A 17267-nucleotide genomic window follows, 5' to 3' on the forward strand; every position below is an offset into this window, starting at 1 on the left:
TTTTACGCACTGCTCAGCGTTCAAGCATAGTTAAGGCTCGGTCATCACGCTCTATTCCTTTTGCTCGATCTGGCCCAGCAATGCCTTCTCCAGTTCGGTGATCGCGGCGTCGAGGTCCGACCGGCAGCGGGCGATTTCATCAAGGTCGCTCTCGTCGTGGCAGGCGCGCTCCAAGGCCTCGCAGCGCTTGAGCAGGCGCGATGCCTGGACGATCCGCGCGGCGCCTTTGATTTTATGCGCCAGATCCCGGCAGCCCTGGGGGATGTCGTTCGTTAACCCGCGCAATTCCTCGCGGTCGGCGCGGCAACTGTTCAACAGTTCGCTGAGCAAGCGCTCGACCTGCTGCGGATTGCCGCCGGTGAGTTGGCTCAAGGCATCGAGGTTGAAAATGCGCTGGCTCGACGACTGTTCCAGCGCCTGCATCCACTGGTTCAACGCCGCAAGGCTGATCGGCTTGAACAGGCAATCGTCCATGCCGGCCTGACGGCAACGTTGCACTTCTTCCGGTTGCGCGTTGGCGGTGAAACCGAGGATGGTGCAAGGCGTCAGGTGCAATTGGCGCTCGTGCTGGCGAATGGCGCGGGTCAGTTCATAGCCGTCCATCACCGGCATGTTGCAGTCGGCGATGACCAGATCGAAACAGCCTTGTTGCCACGCCTGGAAAGCCGATTCGCCGTTGTCGCTGGCGTGGTGGCGATGGCCGAAGTAGCCCAGTTGCTGGCACATCAACAAACGGTTGGCGGGATGATCGTCGACCACCAGCACGTTCAGCGGCTCGGCGGCGACTGGCTCCACGGGTGCCTCCAGCCGAGCGGGCAACAGTTGGGGCGCCAGGGCTGGCAGCGGCAACTGCAACTGCACCTGGGTGCCGACCCCAGGCTGGCTGCGCATCTGCAAGTGCCCGCCCATCATTTCGCAGAGCGTGCGGCAGATCACCAGGCCCAGGCCAGCGCCACTGCGGGCGGACTGGCCACTGTTGTCGGCCTGGGCAAAGGGATGGAACAGGCGCAGTTGATCTGCTTCGCTGATGCCGATACCGGTGTCCTGCACCCGAACCTGCAACGCCACCTGATCGGCGTCGCCGGTCGGTTGCACACTCACCTGGATCCGCACTTCGCCCCATTCGGTGAACTTGATGGCGTTGCTGATCAGGTTCGACAGCACCTGCTTGAAGCGCAACGGATCCAGCAGTACTTCTGGCATGCCGTGGTCGGGGCTGAAGTCCAGCAGCAATTTGAGATTCTTCTGTCGCGCCAACCCTTCGAACACGCGGATCACCGATTCGACCAATGCGCGTGGGTGGCTGCGCTCGGGACTCAGGCTCAAGCGCCCGGACTCGATCCGCGCGATGTCGAGAATGTCGCCGATCAAGCCCAGCAGATCGTTTGCCGACTGATAGGCGACTTCGATGGCTGGGCGGTCGGGCTGTTCCGGGTCCATGCGTTTGAGGGTCAATTCGAGCATGCCGATGATCGCATTCATCGGCGTGCGGATTTCGTGGCTCATGGTCGCCAAAAAGGTGCTTTTTGCCCGGTTGGCTTCATCGGCACGGTCCTTGGCGTTGCGCAGTTCTTCGAACAATTGGCGCCGCTCGCTGATGTCGATCCAGCCACCGATGATCCCTTGCACAGTCCCCCGTGAGTCACGGTACGGCAGAATCCAGTGGTAGACGGTCAGGCGCTGGTCGCCGATCTGCAGGGAGCGGTCGAGGATCAACGGCGTGCCTTCGGCCACCACGCGCCGGTAATCGGCCTGGTATTCCCGGGCTTCGACTTCATTGCCCAGGGTGCCGGGCATTTCGCGCTTGCCGATGATGTCTTCACGTCTGACGTTGAAGGCTTGCAGATAACTGTCGTTGCAGGTTTGCAGGCGGCCCTCGCGGTCACGCACGTAGAGCGGATGCGGCGTACCGTTGACCAGCGAGCGCATGAATTCGAACTGGTCGTTGAGCGCTCGTTCGGCGCGCCGGCGCTGCTTGATCTGGTGCCGCATGTAGGTGTTCCAGGCCAGCATCAGCGCGAGCAGCAGGCCGGCGCTGATCACCACTTGATAAAACAGCCGGCGGAAGTTGTGCCAGGTGCTCTGCGGCGTCGCCGAATAGCCGCGCCAGCGACTGTTGATCACCCCCAGTTCGTCCGGGGCGATGCTCAGCAAGGCTTTGTCGAGGATTGAGTTCAACTCGGTGGCGCTGCGATCGGTGGCCATCGAGAACGTCGCCTGGCGGGTGCCGATGGTGGAGCTGATGCTCAGCTTGTCCTGGAACACTTGGGAGGTGATGAAGTAATTAGCGATCACCAGCGAACTCACCGCGCCGTCGGCCTTGCCGTTGGCCAGCAGTTCGGCGGCGCTGAAGGTGTCGCGGGTTTCGATCAACTGAATGTCGGGGTGCGTTTGCCGGATGTAGTCCATCAGCGGATTGCCCTGGGCCAGGGCCAGGCGCTGATGGTCCAGTTGATCCAGGGTGACGGGGCCATCGGCGGATCGGCGGCTGAGCAGCACGAAGGAGTTTTCCAGATACGGCCGGCTGAAATTCAGTTGCGCCTCGCGTTCGCCGCTGGGCAGCAGGGCAGCAATGATGTCGGCGCGGTGGTTTTTGACTTGCTCGATCATCTCGTTATCGCTGCGGCTGCGCTGGATCTCGAAGCGCAGACCAGTGCGCAGGCGAATCAGCTCCAGAAGGTCGGCGGTGATGCCTCGCAGGTTGCCCTCGGCATCGAAAAAGGTCAGCGGGGCGAACGCCTCGTTGACCACCACTCGTACCACAGGGTGCCCGGCCAGCCAGCGCTCCTCGCGCTCGGTCAGCTGCAGTTTCTGATCGGTCAGCAGCACGTCGCTGCCGGCGCTCCAGCGTTTAGCGATGTTTTCCCGTTCGCTGGCCGGTACGGCCGCCAGCACCGCGTTGACAACGTTGAGCAACACAGGGTTGCCGCGCTTGACGGCAAAACCGAAGCCGTAGGCTTCATGGCGACTGAAGTTGGCCATCCGAATGTTGTTCAGGTAACCCTTGTTGATCATGTAGTGGGTGGAAATGGTGTCGCCGAGAAAGACGTCTGCCTGGCCGAACGCCACGGCATTGATCGCATTCTGATAGGAGGGATAGGTGCTGATGATCGCCTTGGGGTAAAGGGCTTTGATCTCGTCCGGCGGCAGGTAGTGATACATCGTGCTCAGGCGCAGGCCGGCGAGACCATCGGCCAATGAGCGGGTTTCATCTTCGCGGGTGACCAGCACCGGTTGGTCCACCGCGTACGGCCTGGACAGCACTAGGTCAGGATCATGCGCCTCGTAGCCGTTGGCACTGCCCAACAGATCGATGTCGCCATTCTTCAAGGCGTTGATCGCGGTGTCGCGGGAAGTAAAGCGTTTGACCTTGATCGCCAGGCCTGTTGCATCGCTGAGGATACCGGCGTAATCGGCGGTGAAACCTTCGTAGTCGTGACCGCTGACGGTCAAGTCGAAGGGCGGGTAATCCGGCACGGTGGTGCCGAGGATCAATTGGCGTTTATTTTGAATCCATTGGCGTTCGCTGCCATCGAGCGGTACTTGCAACGGTCCTACAGTCGAACGGCTGAGCAGCCGGTAGTTTTCGCCGGGAATCGACGCTGCTGACACGCAAGTGCAAACGCATAAACCTGCACCCAGTAATAGTAGATAGTCCTTTAAACATGTGGGCATCCTGTTTTTCTCACACTAATGCGTTGCGTTTTGCCATCTCGATGAGTTCTACCAGGGAGCCGGCCTTGAGTTTCTGCATGAGTCTTTTCTTATAAGTGCTGACTGTTTTATTGCTGAGGAACATGCCTTTGGCGATTTCCTTGTTGGTCCGACCCTGGGCAAATAATTGCAACACCATTAGTTCACGGTCGTTAACCGCTTTGAACAACTCGAGTTCGGCGTAACGCGCATCATCTCCGCGTACAGGATTCAAGGCCTCACTCGGGAAATAGTTGTATCCGGATAACACTGCCTTGATCGCGCTCACCAGTTCGCTGAGGTCTTCTTGTTTACACACATAGCCTGAAGCCCCGGACTGCATGCATCGCACGCCAAACAACGTGGGGCACTGCGCGGTCAGTACCAAGGTTTTCAGGGGAATGCCCATGGCGTTGAAGCGGGCCAATACTTCCAGTCCGTCCAGTTTGGGAATACTGATGTCGAGAATGATCAGATCCGGCATGCACTCGCGAACCATCTGCATGGCATCGACCCCATTATCCGTCTCGCCGACTACCTTGTAGCCTTCATGTTCCAGCAACATTCGGACAGCCAAACGAATGACGGGGTGATCGTCGACAATAAAAACGGAGTTCATAATCAAATCCCATACGTACGCGAATAAAGCGCGCACCTTAGCTCAGATAAGTGAGCAGCCGCATGGAGCGACAGGCTCGGGACCGCAATATAGGAGGATTCCTACATGTAAATGGGCATCGGCCTACGGGCAAACTAGGTTTTGGTTAAGCTAGTTAAAAATATATAGGCCGATTGTTCTGAAAAAACTTTAGTCGTTGAGCGGCGTTGAGCGCGAGCTGGATGTTGAACAAGCGTGGGGTTGACACTTCGGTTGTTGGTACAGGGAACCCAGGAGTCTGTGCAGTTCCACTTGTTGCAAGGGTTTAATTAAATAACCCAGCAATGGAAGTTGCCGCTGGCGCGCGGTTTGCGACAACGCCTCGAGTTCCGGGCTGGTCAGGCTGCTGAGCAGGATTGCCTGCCGCGCCAGTCCGCGATGGCTGGCGGCGCTGATCAATTCCAGCCCCGGCAGATCGGGCAGGCATTGGTCACAGATCAACAGATCGAAAGGCGTGGCCGATTGCTCGAGTTGCAGCAGGGCATCCGTCGCGCTGGTGGCGACCGTCAGGCAAGTGAAGCCGTAACTGTGCAACAGGCTTTGGGTCGCTTTGAGCTGAAAGGGGTGATCTTCCACCAGTAAGATGCGCAGGTTGTGTTGGGACATATGAATTTCCATGCAAAAGAACGTGCCCGTGCCGAGCGTGAGCAGGTCCCCGTTGAAGTACCGGCATTCCGTTTGCCGTACAGGAGATCTATTTAGTAAGCGCCGCTGGGGGTGTGTCGAGCGGAGATGGCCGGATTATTCAGCGATAAGGCGGAATAATCGATCAGCTACCTCTGTTTTGCTTGTAGGGCGATTCCTTCGACGAAGAATTTCGTTTGGCGATTCAGATATGTCGGCCTTCCATATAGAAAAATCCCACATGAAAGTCCGACGGTTTCCTAATGACGGGAACGTCCCGTCAGCTCCAGGGCCATTTCACTGGCGTAGCTGTCGGTCATGCCGGCGATGAAGTCGATCATCCGAAGGAATGAGGTGTGCAGCGGCCCATCGGGATTCGGCGCGTTGTTGCCGAGCAGGTCGAGAATGCGCCGATTCTTGAACGACGGTGTGCGCCCGCCGTGTTGCTCCAGCGCAGCACCGCAGAACGCATTAAGCAATATTTCCAAGGTGGTGTAGGCGCCGATTTCATGCAACGTCTTGCGCTTGTCCTGGAAGATTTTCTTGCGCGCCATGTCCTTGGCGTTCAACACGCAGCGTTTGGCCGGGCCGTGCATGTGTTCAACCAGGTCACCGTGCAAGGTCCCGGCGAGCAACGCCTCCTGCTGCTCGACGAAGGCGCGGGCGGCGGCGTTGGTCAGGTGCTCGATGGCTTTGCCGCGCAGGATCGCCAGTTTGCGTCGGCGCGAGTCGAGTGGGCCCAATTGGCGATAGGTTTCCGGCAGGTCATCGCCGACCAGGTCGAGCAACAGCGACTCGACTTCGGCGTACTCCAGCAGCTCCATTTCCAGACCGTCTTCAAGGTCGATCAACGCGTAGCAGATGTCATCGGCGGCTTCCATCAGGTACACCAGCGGATGCCGCGCCCAGCGCTGATCCTCGATCTGCGGCAAGCCCAGTTTGTGGGCGATCTGCTCCAGCAGCGGCAGTTCGCTCTGGTAGCAGCCGAATTTGTGTTTCTTGTAACCGAGAGAGTCGGCGTGACGCGCGGTCCAGGGGTATTTCAGGTAGGTGCCGAGGGTGGCGTAGGTCAGCCGCGTACCGCCCTCGAACTGGTGGTACTCCAGTTGCGTAAGCACGCGGAAACCCTGGGCATTGCCTTCGAAATTGAGAAAGTCATTGCGTTCGGCGTCGCTCATCGCATCGAGCCAGCCGCGCCCGGCGGCCTGCTGGAACCAGTGACGGATCGCGTCTTCACCGGAGTGACCGAACGGCGGGTTACCGATGTCATGGGCCAGGCAGGCGGATTGCACCACCATGCCCAGGTCACTGGGGTCGCACCAGTCGGGCAGGGCGCTGCGAATGGTTTCACCGACGCGCATGCCCAGGGAGCGGCCGACGCAACTGACTTCCAGCGAATGGGTCAGGCGCGTGTGGATATGGTCGTTGCTGGTCACCGGATGCACTTGGGTCTTGCGCCCCAGGCGCCGGAACGCGCCGGAGAAAATGATGCGGTCATGGTCTTTGTGAAACGGGCTGCGGCCGAGCTCTTGCGGGCTGTGCAGCGGTTTTCCGAGGCGTTCGCGGGTAAGCAGGGTAGGCCAATCCAAGGCAGGGCTCTCCGTTAGGTGACTGATGCTCTAGCTTCGGGGTTCCGGCTCGCGCCTGCAAGCGCGGCGCTACAGTCCCGCGGCGTCAATATCGATCAGCAGCAACCGCTCGCCGTTATCGAAGAATTGCCCGGCGGTCAGGCAATACTGGTTGCTGGTGGCGTCACGGTAGGTGTTCGACAGGGTCAACCGGCGCTCGTCCCAGCCTTCGGCGAGCAAATGGTAGAAGTACGGGCGCCACGACCAGTTGTGGCCGAGGTAGCGGGTGTCGGCCTCCCAGCCGTTGTTGCGCCACTCCAGGTTGGGCGTCAGTTGCGTGCCGTGGCGGTCGCACTGGTAGAAGCGCAGCAGCCAGGGAAAGGCGTCCAGTTGCGGCAGTTCGCTGAGCGGTGCCTGGGCCTTGGCCCACGCTTGCAGGATCGCCATCAGCTCACTGAGCTGCTGACGCATGAGCATCAGCCGCCCACGCTCGTCGAGTTTTTGCCGGACGTAGCGCTCGCGCAAGGCGGCAAATCGATCGACAAAGGCATCGGTGCGGAAGAAGTCTTCTTCGGCGCGGGCGAAAAGGAATCCCTGGACGAATCGCGAGCCGCACTCCAGGGCAAAATTCAGTTCGGCCTCGGTTTCCACGCCTTCGGCAATGATCCAGCAGCCGGTTTTCTCGGCCATTTGCGCCAGGGCCTTGACCACATCGCTACTCGGGCCGCCCCGGGCCGCCGCCTGGAACAGGCGCATGTCGAGCTTGAGGATGTCCGGCTGCAAGGCCAGCACGCGATCGAGTTGTGAATAGCCGGCGCCAAAATCGTCAATGGCGATCCGCGCCCCGGCCTGCCGATAGCGCGCCACGACTTCCGCCAAGCGTTGGCTGTTGCCACCCAGTTCGGTGATCTCGAACACAATGCGTTGCGGATCGACACCGTGCCGCGCCAATTGCTTGAGGCTCGGCAACGGTTGCTCTGGGCGAAGTCGGCTAATCCAGCGCGGCGACATGTTCAGGCTCAGGAACCAGTCGGCCGGCGCTTCATGCAAACGGCTCAAGGCGTTATCGCGGATTTGCCGGTCGAGCCGTCGCAGGGTAATGGCGGGCATGCGTGGGTCGGCGAACAGCGGCCCGACCGACGTCAGTTGCCCGTCGGCCTGACGCAGGCGGCCCAATGCTTCAACGCCAGCGATACGGCCGGTGGCGGTATCGATGAACGGCTGAAAGCAGGCGAGCGGTTGCCCGTCGATCACGAGGCCTCCTTAGTAAGGTCTTGTTATTGAAAGTCCGCAACGGCTAGACGTGCAGGATCAAACCTCTGGTTCAGAGGTTTGATCTGCCGATGTTGCAAGAATGCAGCCAGATATCAATTGGCCAGGAATTGTCTCAGGGTTTACGCGACGAGCCTTGCATTGCCAGTTTGATCAGCGGCACCAGGCTGGTCCCGAGTCGCACCAGCCGGGTCAGGCCGCCGATTCCACCGCCCTTGGCGCCTTTGCCGGTGAGGAAGCCCAGCAGGGTCACCCCGGCCATGCCCCAGAGCGGGGCATGCTTGATGCCCAGGCCCTGCTGGAAGTTTTGCCCCATCCCGCGAACGCGTTGCAACGGTAGGAGTAACTGCTGGGACTCGTGGCGGATTTCCTGGCGATGCATTTCCATGCGCAGGCGAATCAGGGCCTTGCGCATTTCACGGCGGGAGAGGTTTTGACCGATCTCGGGCAGGCTCATGGCAACAGACGCTCCCTGTCATTGGCCAGCTCTTCGAGCGTGCCGTGAAACGGTGAGGACTCATCGAAAATGGCGGCCCGCAAACGCATCCCGCAGAACACTGCCGCCAGGGTATAAAAGGTGCACAGGCCAATGATGCCGGCCAGTTTGTAGGTGTCCCACAGCAGAATCAGCACCAGCGTCGATAACCCCACCAACAGCAGCAAGGCAAACACTAGCGCCAGCCCGGCGAACAGCAGCAGGCTGACGGTACGGGCCTTTTGCTCTTGCAGCTCGATGCCGAACAACTCGACATGGCTGTGCAGCAGGCCGAGGACGGCGGCGCCCAGGCGCCGCGATGACGAACTTGCACCGGTCGCGCCGGTTTCCCCGATAGCCATATCAGCGCCGAGTGGCCAGCAGGCCGATCAGGAAGCCCACGCCAGCGGCGATGCCGACCGCTTGCCAAGGGTTGGTCTGAACGTAGTCCTCGGTCGCGGTGACGGCAGCTTTGCCGCGCTCGCGCAGGGAGTCTTCGGTTAACTTCAGGGTTTCACGGGCACGTAACAGGCTGTCGTGGATCTGGCTGCGCAGTTCATCCGCTTGATCACCGGCCAGGGTCGCGGTGTGTTCCAGCAACCGCTCGGTATCGCTCACCAGTGTTTGAAAATCGTCCATCAGAATTTCTTGAGCAGTCTTTGCCTGAATGCTGGCCATGTGTGATCTCCGTAAGTGGCGTCTTTTGCGTTCGAGTGTGCGTGCAGCGTTAAGGTTCAGTGCAAGTGGCGGGTCCAGGTTTTGCCGTGTCGTGGTGCGCCGGACCGGGCTCGTGCGCCGTTGGCGGGCATGCGGATTGTGCGCTGGCCGGGCAATCGCTCGCCGGGTTTTCACAGGCTACTGGATTTCTCCCGCAGAGACCTTTATGTCATTGCCGGCGTATCAGCTCAAGGCTGCGGTCAGTCAACACTCGGTCGACGCGCGTTTTGCCTGAGCCTAGAATAATGGCCTACCTTTTCGCGGTTTGTCGTCATGTCTCCTGAATGCCAGCTGTTGGGTACCCTGGGGTGCCATTTGTGTGAAGTCGCCGAAGCCGTGTTGATGCCGTTGGTCGAACACGGCCTGATGGTGGAATTGGTGGACATCGCCGAAGACGAGGCACTGTTCGAACGCTACAGCCTGCAAATTCCGGTGCTGCGGCGCGTCGATAGCGGCGCGGAGCTGTTGTGGCCGTTCGATGATGAACAGGTCGTTGCCTTCCTCATATAAAAGCAGCCCTTGGCGAGAGACGGGAGCATCGGTTACTGTATGCGCATACAGTAAATCGAAGTGCTGGCCGCTGTGTCGGCTGGACGCTACGCCAGAGGGGATACACCGTGGTCAATGTCGAACAATTGAAGAACAGCGTGAACCGGATGTCCGCCGACGTGGTACGCGAGGCTGTCCTTGAATTGCGCCTCGACGGCTTGGTCACTGAAGGCAAGACGCCGTTCAACAAACTGCACTTCAACACTTGCTTCGCGGAAATCGAAGCCTTGTTTCAGCGCGCCGGTTATCATCGCCAACTGGACGTGGTGGGCTATCAAGGTCTGATGTATGCCTTGTATGACCCGGGCCGCTGGGAAGCCGTCGATGTGTTGCGCTGGCTCAAGGAGTTCACCGACGCCGCAGCCAAGGCCGATTCGCTCAGCGCTTGAGGGGCAGGTTTCCCTAGGCTGGGTTTCGCTGCTGCTGGATAATGCCGGCCTGTCTTGAGTGTCCCGAGCGTCCGTATGTCCACATCCAGTTTTTCCGCTGCGCAGTCTCAGGCCAGCACCTTGTACCTGCCGCCGGGTTCCTGGGAGACGGTGCTCGATTGCCTGTGCGGTCATTTCCGGGCGATTGGCCGCGAGCAATGGCTGGATCGCATCGCCCGTGGTCGGGTGCTGGACGCAGACGGCGTCCCGATCAGCCTCGATTTGCGATACAAGGAAGGCCTGCGCATTCACTATTTCCGCGAAGTGCCCGATGAGCAGCCGATCCCGGTCCTCGAGTCGATTTTGTACGCCGATGAACATCTGGTGGTGGCGGACAAACCGCATTTCCTGCCGGTGACGCCCGCTGGGGAATATGTCGAGCAAACCTTGCTGCGGCGTCTGATCCGACGCCTGGGCAACCCGCACCTGGTACCGCTGCATCGCATCGACCGGCACACCGCCGGGTTGGTGTTGTTCTCCGCCAATCCGCAGAGCCGTTCGGCTTATCAGTCACTATTTCCAACACGAGCAATCGAAAAACGCTACGAAGCGATTGCCCCGGCGTTACCTGAGCTGCGGTTTCCCTTGCTTCACAAAAGCCGCCTCGTGGAGGGGGAGCCGTTTTTCCGCATGAAGGAAGGCCCGGGTAGCGCCAACACCGAAACAGCGATTGAGGTCCGGGAGCAAAACGGCGAGTGGTGGCGCTACGGCCTATACCCGGTGACCGGCAAAAAGCATCAGTTGCGCGTGCACATGGCGGCGTTGGGGGCGGGGATCCAGAACGACCCGTTTTATCCGCAGGTGCTCAAGGATGCACCCGATGATTTTGCCCGGCCCCTGAAGCTGCTCGCCCAAGGGCTGAAGTTCCGCGACCCGATCACCGCAGAATTGCGTGAATTTGCCAGCAGCTTGACACTGTCCTGGTAGTACGTGCTTTTGGAGCGCCCAAGAAAAAGCCCGCATCAGATGCGGGCTTTTGCGTTTCAGTCGCTCGCCGGGATCACAGATCCTTGACGGTACGTACCTGATCTTTATTGATGCGGGTTTGTTTGCCGTCCAGCTGTTCGAACTCGTAGAAACCGGTATCGGAATCGAATTGCGGGGTGTCGACAGCCTGGATTTCCCGACCGTCATTCAAGGTGATCACAGTCGGCGAGGCGCAACCGGCGAGGGTGGCCAGGCCCAGTGCGAGCATGAAAGTGGCGAGGGTCCGATGAGTCATGGTGTTTCTCCGTCAATGAATTCTTGAGTGACTAAATTCTGTGGTTACTGAGGCTGTAGACGTGAAGCGCGGCTGCAAGTTCCTTGGCTAGTGTCACTCTGACACGTTGCGGGCCTGGTTTAACAGCTCAACCGTATTCAGGTTAGCCAGTCGCGGGTCGTCTTCCGGGCATTGCAGGGCCGTGGCATTCAAGCCGCGCATGACCCGACCGGGGCTGCGTTCGCCTTGTGCCCAGGCACTTTCAAACGCACCGCCCAGGGCGACCGGGATGATACAGAGCAACGGCTCCCAATGATCGCCCTGGCGCAGCATCAGGGGAAGCGTCGGATTCTGGAAGGCTGTGTTGCGCATACTGTCGATTAATTCAGCAGTGATGCGCGGGACGTCGCACGGCAACACCAGCAGATGCGAATGCCGGGCCGCTTTCAGCCCCGCGCGAATGCCCGCCAGTGGCCCGGGGAAATCGCCTTCATCGTCATGCACCAGTTGATCGGCGTAGAGCGCATAGCTTTCCAGGTTGCGATTGCAGGAAATGATGAGGTCATCGCTGAGCGCCCGAACCTTGCGGTGCAGGTGCGCGATCAGTGGCTCGCCATGCCAGTGCACGAGGCCCTTGTCTTGGCCACCCATGCGTTGGCCGCGGCCGCCGGCCAAGAGCAGAATGGAACACGTCGGCTCGGGGCTGTTCGAGGTCATGACGCTTCTCCTTTGGGGCGGCGGACATTCGGAGCGCTGTGATATAACACCGGCCTGTTTTCACTACAACTGGACGAGCCTATGAAAGCCAAGGCTGATGTACCTTTCGCGCCACTCAACATTGCGGTGCTGACGGTCAGCGACACCCGAACCCTGGAAACCGATACCTCCGGCCAACTGTTTGTTGATCGCCTGACCGCCGCTGGCCACCTGCTGGCCGAGCGAGTGTTGCTCAAAGATGACCTGTACAAAATTCGCGCGCAAGTCGCCCACTGGATCGCCGAAGACGTGGTGCAGGTGGTGTTGATCACCGGCGGCACCGGGTTTACCGGCCGCGACAGCACGCCAGAAGCGGTCACTTGCCTGCTCGATAAACAGGTGGATGGTTTTGGCGAACTGTTCCGGCAGATTTCCGTGGCGGACATCGGCACCTCCACCGTGCAATCCCGGGCCCTCGCGGGGTTGGCCAACGGTACGTTGGTGTGCTGCTTGCCGGGCTCGACCAATGCTGTGCGCACCGGTTGGGATGGCATACTCGCCGAGCAACTGGATTCGCGGCATCGCCCGTGCAATTTCGTGCCTCATCTGAAACAGGCGGCGCCTTGTGAATCCCGCGGGTAAGCCGGGCAAGACCGGTAGCCTGATGGCCGTGGAAGTCGCGCTCGCGCGTTTGCTGGAGATGGCCGAAGCCTCGCCAGTGCTGGAGCGCGAGCGTTTGCCGCTGGCCCAGGCCGAGGGCCGGGTGCTGGCCGAAGACCTGGTGTCGACCCTGGACCTGCCGCCGTGGCCCAACAGCGCCATGGACGGCTTTGCGCTGAATCTGGCCGACTGGACGGGCGAACCCTTGGCGGTCAGCCAGAAGGTGTTTGCCGGTCAAGCTCCGGAGCCGCTGAAGCCTGGAACCTGTGCGCGGATTTTTACTGGCGCACCGGTGCCGGCCGGTGCCGATTGCGTCGAGATGCAGGAGAACGCCGAACTTCAGGCTGACGAGCGAGTGCGCTTTACCGAGCCCATGACGGTCGGGCAGAACATCCGGCCGCAAGGTCAGGAAACCACCGTCGGCGAGTTGGTGCTGTCGGCTGGCACGCGCCTGGGCCCGATCGAACTGGGCCTCGCGGCGTCGCTCGGGCGCGCGCAGCTGGACGTGGTGCGCAAAGTGCGGGTCGCCGTGTTGTCCACGGGTGACGAACTGGTGGAGCCGGGAACTGCATTGGGTCCTGGACAGATCTACAACAGCAACCGGGTGTTGCTGTGCAGTTGGTTGCGACGCCTGGGTTGTGACGTCATCGACGCCGGGATCCTGGTGGATGACTTGCAGTCCACCCGTGATCGCCTGACCGAGTTGCAAGCCGTCGACCTGATCCTGTCCACCGGCGGCGTGTCGGTGGGGGAGGCGGACTTCCTGGGCATTGCCCTGCGTGAGGCGGGTGAGCTGAGTTTGTGGAAGCTTGCGATCAAGCCCGGCAAACCACTGACGTTTGGTCATTTCCGTGGTGTCCCTGTGATTGGCCTGCCGGGCAATCCGGCCTCGACCCTGGTGACCTTCGCTCTGTTGGCGCGACCGTATTTGCTGCGTCGGCAAGGCGTGAGCGATGTCGAGCCGCTGAAATTCCCGGTGCCCGCCGGATTTGCCTGGCCCAAAGCGGGTAATCGTCGTGAATACCTGCGGGGCCGCCTGGAAAACGGTCGAGCGATCATCTATCACAACCAGAGTTCGGGCGTCTTGCGCAGTGCTGCCTGGGCGGAAGGCCTGGTCGAAGTGATGGAAGACCGCACGCTCGTCGAAGGCGAGTGGGTCAACTTCATTCCGCTGAGCGAAGTGATCGGCTGAGACCTTCGCGATCGCCGCCGGGCCTGGTGCAACAGGCCCGGCGGCGGCACCTCACGGGGTCAGCATTGCCACCACCTGATCAAACCGGCTGTTGGCGATCCAGCCCAGCAAACCGATGACGACTGTCGCAACACCGGTGGAATACGCAATCCGGTGCTTGATGCTTCTGACATCGCCTCGCACTTCATCCATGTCTCGACGGATGTATTTGAGGTGGGTCTCCAACTCTACGACACGTGGTTCCATACTGTTGACTCCGATAGGTAAGCCATTGATCGATGGATCAGCCTGCGCGTTGTCGTCCTTGAGCGGTGCCACCCGGCTGAGCGGTGATCGGCGATCATGACCTGGCATGCTGACCACCGACTGTAATCTGGCGTTTGCTGACGGCCCGTGGTGACGGGGCCCTGAACTGTCCAATGGCCCAGGAGGCGCATTCATCCATGTGCTTCACATCCCTGTTTATGAATTGTTTCGGTTCTGGTGGCGCAGCAAAATTGCCGCCGTCGTCACGGTCTCCCATTCCCGCTGCACGGTCAATTGAGCCAATTCGGCAATATTTGTAAGAAAAATCACGAATGCGTGAAGGCTTTTAAGCGAGGCCCGCCAGCACGGCGCTTTGCCGCGCAAATTAATTTGCGCGGCGTGCGACTTTTTCCGCATGTGTCGGGGTCAACAGTGCTAGTGGATATTTCGTAAGGATGAAACGTATGAGTGAACGCAAAGCGATGTTGATTCTGCATGGCAAGCAGGCACTCAACGAAGAGGTGCGCGCCGCCGTGCTGGCAAAGCGCGAGCAGGGCTGGGAACTGGCAGTGCGCCTGACCTGGGAGGGCGGCGACGCGCAGCGTCTGGTGGAGGAAGCACTGGCTGCCGGTTATACGCAGTTGATCGCCGGGGGCGGCGATGGCACCTTGCGCGATATCGCCGAAGCCATGGCCAAGCAATCGTCCGACGCCAGCCTGGTGTTGATGCCGTTGGGCACCGCCAACGATTTCGCCCGCGCCGCCGGTGTGCCGCTGGAGCCGGAGGCTGCGCTGGAGTTACTCGACGTGCCGCCGCGGGCCATTGACCTGGGTGAGGTAGGCGGGCAGATATTCCTCAACATGGCCACTGGCGGCTTTGGCAGCCAGGTCACGGCTAATACCTCTGAAGATTTGAAGAAAATTCTCGGCGGCGCGGCTTACCTGTTCACCGGCTTGACCCGGTTCAGCGAGTTGCACTCAGCCTATGGCGAGCTGCAGGGACCGGATTTCCATTGGCATGGCGACTTGCTGGCGCTGGGCATCGGCAATGGCCGGCAGGCCGGTGGCGGGCATGCGTTATGTCCCGACGCACTGGCGGATGACGGGCTGCTGGACATCAGCATCCTGCCCGCACCGCAGGAATTGGTCGGCACCTTGCGCGATTTGCTGACGGAAGGCTGGGGTATCAGCAATATGTTTGTGCGGGCGCGGTTGCCCTGGGTCGAGATCAAAGTCGCGGAGGGTTTAGACATCAACCTCGACGGCGAACCCCTGCAAGGCGACAGCTTGCGCTTTTCCGCACGGCCAGGCGCTTTGCGAGTGCACCTGCCACTCGGTTCACCCTTGCTCAGTGATTCGCCAGTGCTTAATCATCCAGACTGATGATCTGCTCACGCACGGCGAACAGCACCAGGCCGGCGACGTCAAAGATCTGCAGGCGTTTCATGATCTGCGAGCGGTGGGTTTCCACGGTTTTGATGCTCAGGGCCAGGCCCTGGGCGATTTCCCGGGTCGACTTGCCGCGCACGATCAACCGCAGGATTTCCAGTTGCCGAGCCGTCAGATTATGGGTTTGCGCCAGTTCCGGCTGGCTCTTCTGCGCGCGAGTCAGGGCCTGGCTGATCACCGTGTGGGCGATGGCCGGGCTCAGGTAGCGTTCGTTGTTGCGCAGGGCTTCGAGGGCATGTTCAAGCTCGGTCGCCGTGGTGTCCTTGAGCAGGTAACCATGGGCACCGGACTCCAGCGCTTGCATGATCAGCACCGGGTCGGTGTGCATCGACAGGATCAGCACCTTGCTTTGCGGGCGTACGCGCTTGAGCCGTTGCAACGCTTCGAGGCCGCTGGTCTCCTTCATGGAAATATCCAGCAGCACAATGTCCGGCGACAGTTTCTCGACCATCTCCAGCAGTTGCGAACCATCATTGGCTTCGCCGATCACCGCATAACCGGGGATATCCAGGACCAGGGCGCGCACGCCGGCCCTGATGAGCGAGTGGTCATCCACCAGAAGTAAGTTACAAGTCAATGCAAAACCTTATTCGAACTGGCTCGTTCGAGCGCGCGGGGCGCCCAGGGGAAAATTGCTTCGATTTGCGTACCTTTGCCCGGCTCACTGGTCACGGTCAAGCGCCCGCCAAGCTGTTCGATCCGCTCGCCCATGCCGGCCATGCCTCGTTGCCCTTCGCGGCCCGGATTGTCCGCCGGGGCGAACCCCAGGCCGTCATCGCTGATGTGCAGCGCCAGGCCATCGGGCAGGCGTTGCACGCGCACCAGCAGATTATTCGCCTGGGCGTGGCGAAGGATGTTGGTCACCGCTTCCTGGGTGATCCGGAACGCTGCCACGGCCATTTCCTCCGGGATGCCGGTCAGGCGCTGGTGGCACTCCAGGCTCCAATGCACCGACGTGTTGGCCAGGGTCTTGAGCAGGTGCGCGCGCAGGCTGGCTTCCAGGCCCAGGCTGGTCAATTGCCGGGGATTGAGGATTGCCGAGACGTCGCGGACTTTATTCAGGGTTTCATCGAGGGTGTCGCACAGCACCGCACATTCGCTTTGCAAATCTTCGGGCATGCGCCGCTTGAGCCACTCACCCTGCAATTTGGCCGCGGTGAGTAACTGGCCGATGTCGTCATGCAGTTCACGGCTGAGACGATGGCGTTCGTTTTCCTGGACTTCCAGCAGGCGATCGGCCAATTCCTGCGGCTGGAAATTGATCGAGGTGCGCGACAGGCGATGTTGCAACCACACGCAAGCGACGGCTGTCAGGTTCAAGACCAGCAAGCTCAGCGGCCAGTTGTTGGAAATCTTGTAGATCAGCAGACTGCCCAGCGCCGAACAGGTGCACAGCACCAGAATGAAACGGCGAGCGCTGGTTTGGGAAAGGGGCCAAGAGATCAATGACTTGAGGCTGGCGTACATAGCGGATGGAGCCATTGAATGTTCGCTGCGGGCAGACCGGTCAGAGGTATGACGGTCCCTGTGTGGGCAAATGTGGGGTGTGAATCAATCAATTCAAGTCGAGCCCCTGATAATGACAGGGCGTTTTTTGTGGGGCCATCCTGTGAGTAAACGAGCCAACTACCGGCCGGCATAATAACACCTAGCTACCGCCGGTCGCGTGAACTTATAGCGCGATGCCGTCAGAAATTTACTGTTTCGAGAACCTTGTCTCGCTCAGTAAAGTCGAGTCCGCAATAACCTTGTTTAATGTGAGCGCCGAGGGCTGGATACACGCACTGACAATACTCGGACACGACGTATTGCCGCTTAATCGGCAGGCTTTTTATTGAAA

Annotated in this window: 19 protein-coding genes; 6 read left to right on the plus strand and 13 right to left on the minus strand. The window is 60.2% G+C overall.

From position 1 onward, the window contains the following. Window positions 1-51 precede the first annotated feature (51 nt). The 8 genes from RG836_RS21130 to RG836_RS21165 form a co-directional block, all read right to left on the minus strand. Window positions 52-3675 carry a transporter substrate-binding domain-containing protein gene (locus RG836_RS21130; protein WP_310849213.1) on the minus strand — a complete coding sequence of 1208 codons (3624 nt, stop codon included), beginning with the start codon at window positions 3673-3675 and terminating at the stop codon, window positions 52-54. A 10-nt stretch (window positions 3676-3685) separates the two neighbouring features. Continuing rightward, the gene (locus RG836_RS21135; protein WP_310849214.1) at window positions 3686-4312 is read right to left on the minus strand and encodes a response regulator transcription factor; all 627 of its coding nucleotides are present in this window, start codon (window positions 4310-4312) and stop codon (window positions 3686-3688) included. 189 nt (window positions 4313-4501) lie between these two features. After that, entirely contained in the window at window positions 4502-4957 is a 456-nt protein-coding gene (locus tag RG836_RS21140) for a response regulator (protein ID WP_310849216.1), read from the minus strand. Between the two features lie 278 nt (window positions 4958-5235). After that, window positions 5236-6564 carry a deoxyguanosinetriphosphate triphosphohydrolase gene (locus tag RG836_RS21145; protein ID WP_310849218.1) on the minus strand — a complete coding sequence of 443 codons (1329 nt, stop codon included), beginning with the start codon at window positions 6562-6564 and terminating at the stop codon, window positions 5236-5238. A 69-nt stretch (window positions 6565-6633) separates the two neighbouring features. After that, window positions 6634-7797 (minus strand): EAL domain-containing protein, encoded by a 1164-nt coding sequence (locus tag RG836_RS21150; RefSeq protein ID WP_310849220.1) that lies wholly within the window; start codon window positions 7795-7797, stop codon window positions 6634-6636. 133 nt (window positions 7798-7930) lie between these two features. Beyond that, window positions 7931-8272 carry a hypothetical protein gene (locus RG836_RS21155; protein ID WP_310849222.1) on the minus strand — a complete coding sequence of 114 codons (342 nt, stop codon included), beginning with the start codon at window positions 8270-8272 and terminating at the stop codon, window positions 7931-7933. Next, window positions 8269-8652, minus strand: coding sequence for a phage holin family protein (locus RG836_RS21160; protein WP_310849223.1), 384 nt, complete (start codon window positions 8650-8652; stop codon window positions 8269-8271). The genes RG836_RS21155 and RG836_RS21160 overlap by 4 nt, the downstream gene beginning before the upstream one ends. A gap of 1 nt (window position 8653) precedes the next feature. After that, entirely contained in the window at window positions 8654-8968 is a 315-nt protein-coding gene (locus RG836_RS21165; protein ID WP_310849225.1) for an ElaB/YgaM/YqjD family protein, read from the minus strand. 312 nt (window positions 8969-9280) lie between these two features. Here RG836_RS21165 and RG836_RS21170 point away from each other — a divergent pair, with 312 nt between their 5' ends. The 3 genes from RG836_RS21170 (at window position 9281) to RG836_RS21180 (ending at window position 10911) form a co-directional block, all read left to right on the plus strand. Beyond that, window positions 9281-9517, plus strand: a complete 237-nt coding sequence (locus RG836_RS21170) for a glutaredoxin family protein (protein WP_310849227.1) — start codon at window positions 9281-9283, stop codon at window positions 9515-9517. 107 nt (window positions 9518-9624) lie between these two features. Beyond that, window positions 9625-9945, plus strand: coding sequence for a transcriptional regulator (locus RG836_RS21175; RefSeq protein WP_310849229.1), 321 nt, complete (start codon window positions 9625-9627; stop codon window positions 9943-9945). Between the two features lie 75 nt (window positions 9946-10020). Further along, entirely contained in the window at window positions 10021-10911 is an 891-nt protein-coding gene (locus tag RG836_RS21180) for a pseudouridine synthase (protein ID WP_310849231.1), read from the plus strand. Window positions 10912-10984: 73 nt separating this feature from the next. Here RG836_RS21180 and RG836_RS21185 read toward each other — a convergent pair whose 3' ends face one another. Then, a complete protein-coding gene (locus RG836_RS21185) occupies window positions 10985-11206 on the minus strand; it encodes a YgdI/YgdR family lipoprotein (protein ID WP_310849233.1) in 222 nt (73 codons plus the stop codon). Between the two features lie 93 nt (window positions 11207-11299). Then, a complete protein-coding gene (gene mobA, locus RG836_RS21190; protein WP_310849235.1) occupies window positions 11300-11902 on the minus strand; it encodes a molybdenum cofactor guanylyltransferase MobA in 603 nt (200 codons plus the stop codon). Window positions 11903-11983: 81 nt separating this feature from the next. Here mobA and moaB point away from each other — a divergent pair, with 81 nt between their 5' ends. Continuing rightward, a complete protein-coding gene (moaB, locus tag RG836_RS21195; protein WP_310849237.1) occupies window positions 11984-12523 on the plus strand; it encodes a molybdenum cofactor biosynthesis protein B in 540 nt (179 codons plus the stop codon). Window positions 12524-12545: 22 nt separating this feature from the next. Further along, entirely contained in the window at window positions 12546-13733 is a 1188-nt protein-coding gene (locus RG836_RS21200) for a molybdopterin molybdotransferase MoeA (protein ID WP_310849343.1), read from the plus strand. A 51-nt stretch (window positions 13734-13784) separates the two neighbouring features. Here the strand turns inward: RG836_RS21200 and RG836_RS21205 are convergent, their stop codons facing one another. After that, on the minus strand, window positions 13785-14087 hold the full coding sequence (locus RG836_RS21205) for a hypothetical protein (protein ID WP_310849239.1): 303 nt from the start codon (window positions 14085-14087) through the stop codon (window positions 13785-13787). Window positions 14088-14443: 356 nt separating this feature from the next. Here RG836_RS21205 and yegS point away from each other — a divergent pair, with 356 nt between their 5' ends. Beyond that, entirely contained in the window at window positions 14444-15361 is a 918-nt protein-coding gene (gene yegS, locus RG836_RS21210) for a lipid kinase YegS (RefSeq protein WP_310849241.1), read from the plus strand. Here the strand turns inward: yegS and RG836_RS21215 are convergent. Further along, window positions 15345-16004 (minus strand): response regulator transcription factor, encoded by a 660-nt coding sequence (locus tag RG836_RS21215; protein ID WP_310849242.1) that lies wholly within the window; start codon window positions 16002-16004, stop codon window positions 15345-15347. The two genes, yegS and RG836_RS21215, sit on opposite strands and share 17 nt — an antisense overlap. Next, complete coding sequence (locus RG836_RS21220) at window positions 16001-16894, minus strand: sensor histidine kinase (protein ID WP_310849344.1); 894 nt, start codon at window positions 16892-16894, stop codon at window positions 16001-16003. The genes RG836_RS21215 and RG836_RS21220 overlap by 4 nt, the downstream gene beginning before the upstream one ends. Window positions 16895-17267 lie beyond the last annotated feature (373 nt).

This window comes from Pseudomonas rhizozeae (assembly GCF_031583775.1).
In the GTDB taxonomy this organism is placed as follows: Bacteria; Pseudomonadota; Gammaproteobacteria; order Pseudomonadales; family Pseudomonadaceae; genus Aquipseudomonas.

What these genes read in the sequence shown, in the direction of transcription:
- RG836_RS21205 (WP_310849239.1), bottom strand. Translation starts at nt 14,087, where the DNA reads ATGCCAGGTCATGATCGCCGATCACCGCTCAGCCGGGTGGCACCGCTC.
- moaB (WP_310849237.1), top strand. Translation starts at nt 11,984, where the DNA reads ATGAAAGCCAAGGCTGATGTACCTTTCGCGCCACTCAACATTGCGGTG.
- RG836_RS21185 (WP_310849233.1), bottom strand. Translation starts at nt 11,206, where the DNA reads ATGACTCATCGGACCCTCGCCACTTTCATGCTCGCACTGGGCCTGGCC.
- RG836_RS21155 (WP_310849222.1), bottom strand. Translation starts at nt 8,272, where the DNA reads ATGAGCCTGCCCGAGATCGGTCAAAACCTCTCCCGCCGTGAAATGCGC.
- RG836_RS21130 (WP_310849213.1), bottom strand. Translation starts at nt 3,675, where the DNA reads ATGCCCACATGTTTAAAGGACTATCTACTATTACTGGGTGCAGGTTTA.
- RG836_RS21140 (WP_310849216.1), bottom strand. Translation starts at nt 4,957, where the DNA reads ATGTCCCAACACAACCTGCGCATCTTACTGGTGGAAGATCACCCCTTT.
- yegS (WP_310849241.1), top strand. Translation starts at nt 14,444, where the DNA reads ATGAGTGAACGCAAAGCGATGTTGATTCTGCATGGCAAGCAGGCACTC.
- RG836_RS21135 (WP_310849214.1), bottom strand. Translation starts at nt 4,312, where the DNA reads ATGAACTCCGTTTTTATTGTCGACGATCACCCCGTCATTCGTTTGGCT.
- RG836_RS21200 (WP_310849343.1), top strand. Translation starts at nt 12,546, where the DNA reads ATGGCCGTGGAAGTCGCGCTCGCGCGTTTGCTGGAGATGGCCGAAGCC.
- RG836_RS21220 (WP_310849344.1), bottom strand. Translation starts at nt 16,894, where the DNA reads ATGTACGCCAGCCTCAAGTCATTGATCTCTTGGCCCCTTTCCCAAACC.
- RG836_RS21170 (WP_310849227.1), top strand. Translation starts at nt 9,281, where the DNA reads ATGTCTCCTGAATGCCAGCTGTTGGGTACCCTGGGGTGCCATTTGTGT.
- RG836_RS21180 (WP_310849231.1), top strand. Translation starts at nt 10,021, where the DNA reads ATGTCCACATCCAGTTTTTCCGCTGCGCAGTCTCAGGCCAGCACCTTG.
- RG836_RS21165 (WP_310849225.1), bottom strand. Translation starts at nt 8,968, where the DNA reads ATGGCCAGCATTCAGGCAAAGACTGCTCAAGAAATTCTGATGGACGAT.
- mobA (WP_310849235.1), bottom strand. Translation starts at nt 11,902, where the DNA reads ATGACCTCGAACAGCCCCGAGCCGACGTGTTCCATTCTGCTCTTGGCC.
- RG836_RS21160 (WP_310849223.1), bottom strand. Translation starts at nt 8,652, where the DNA reads ATGGCTATCGGGGAAACCGGCGCGACCGGTGCAAGTTCGTCATCGCGG.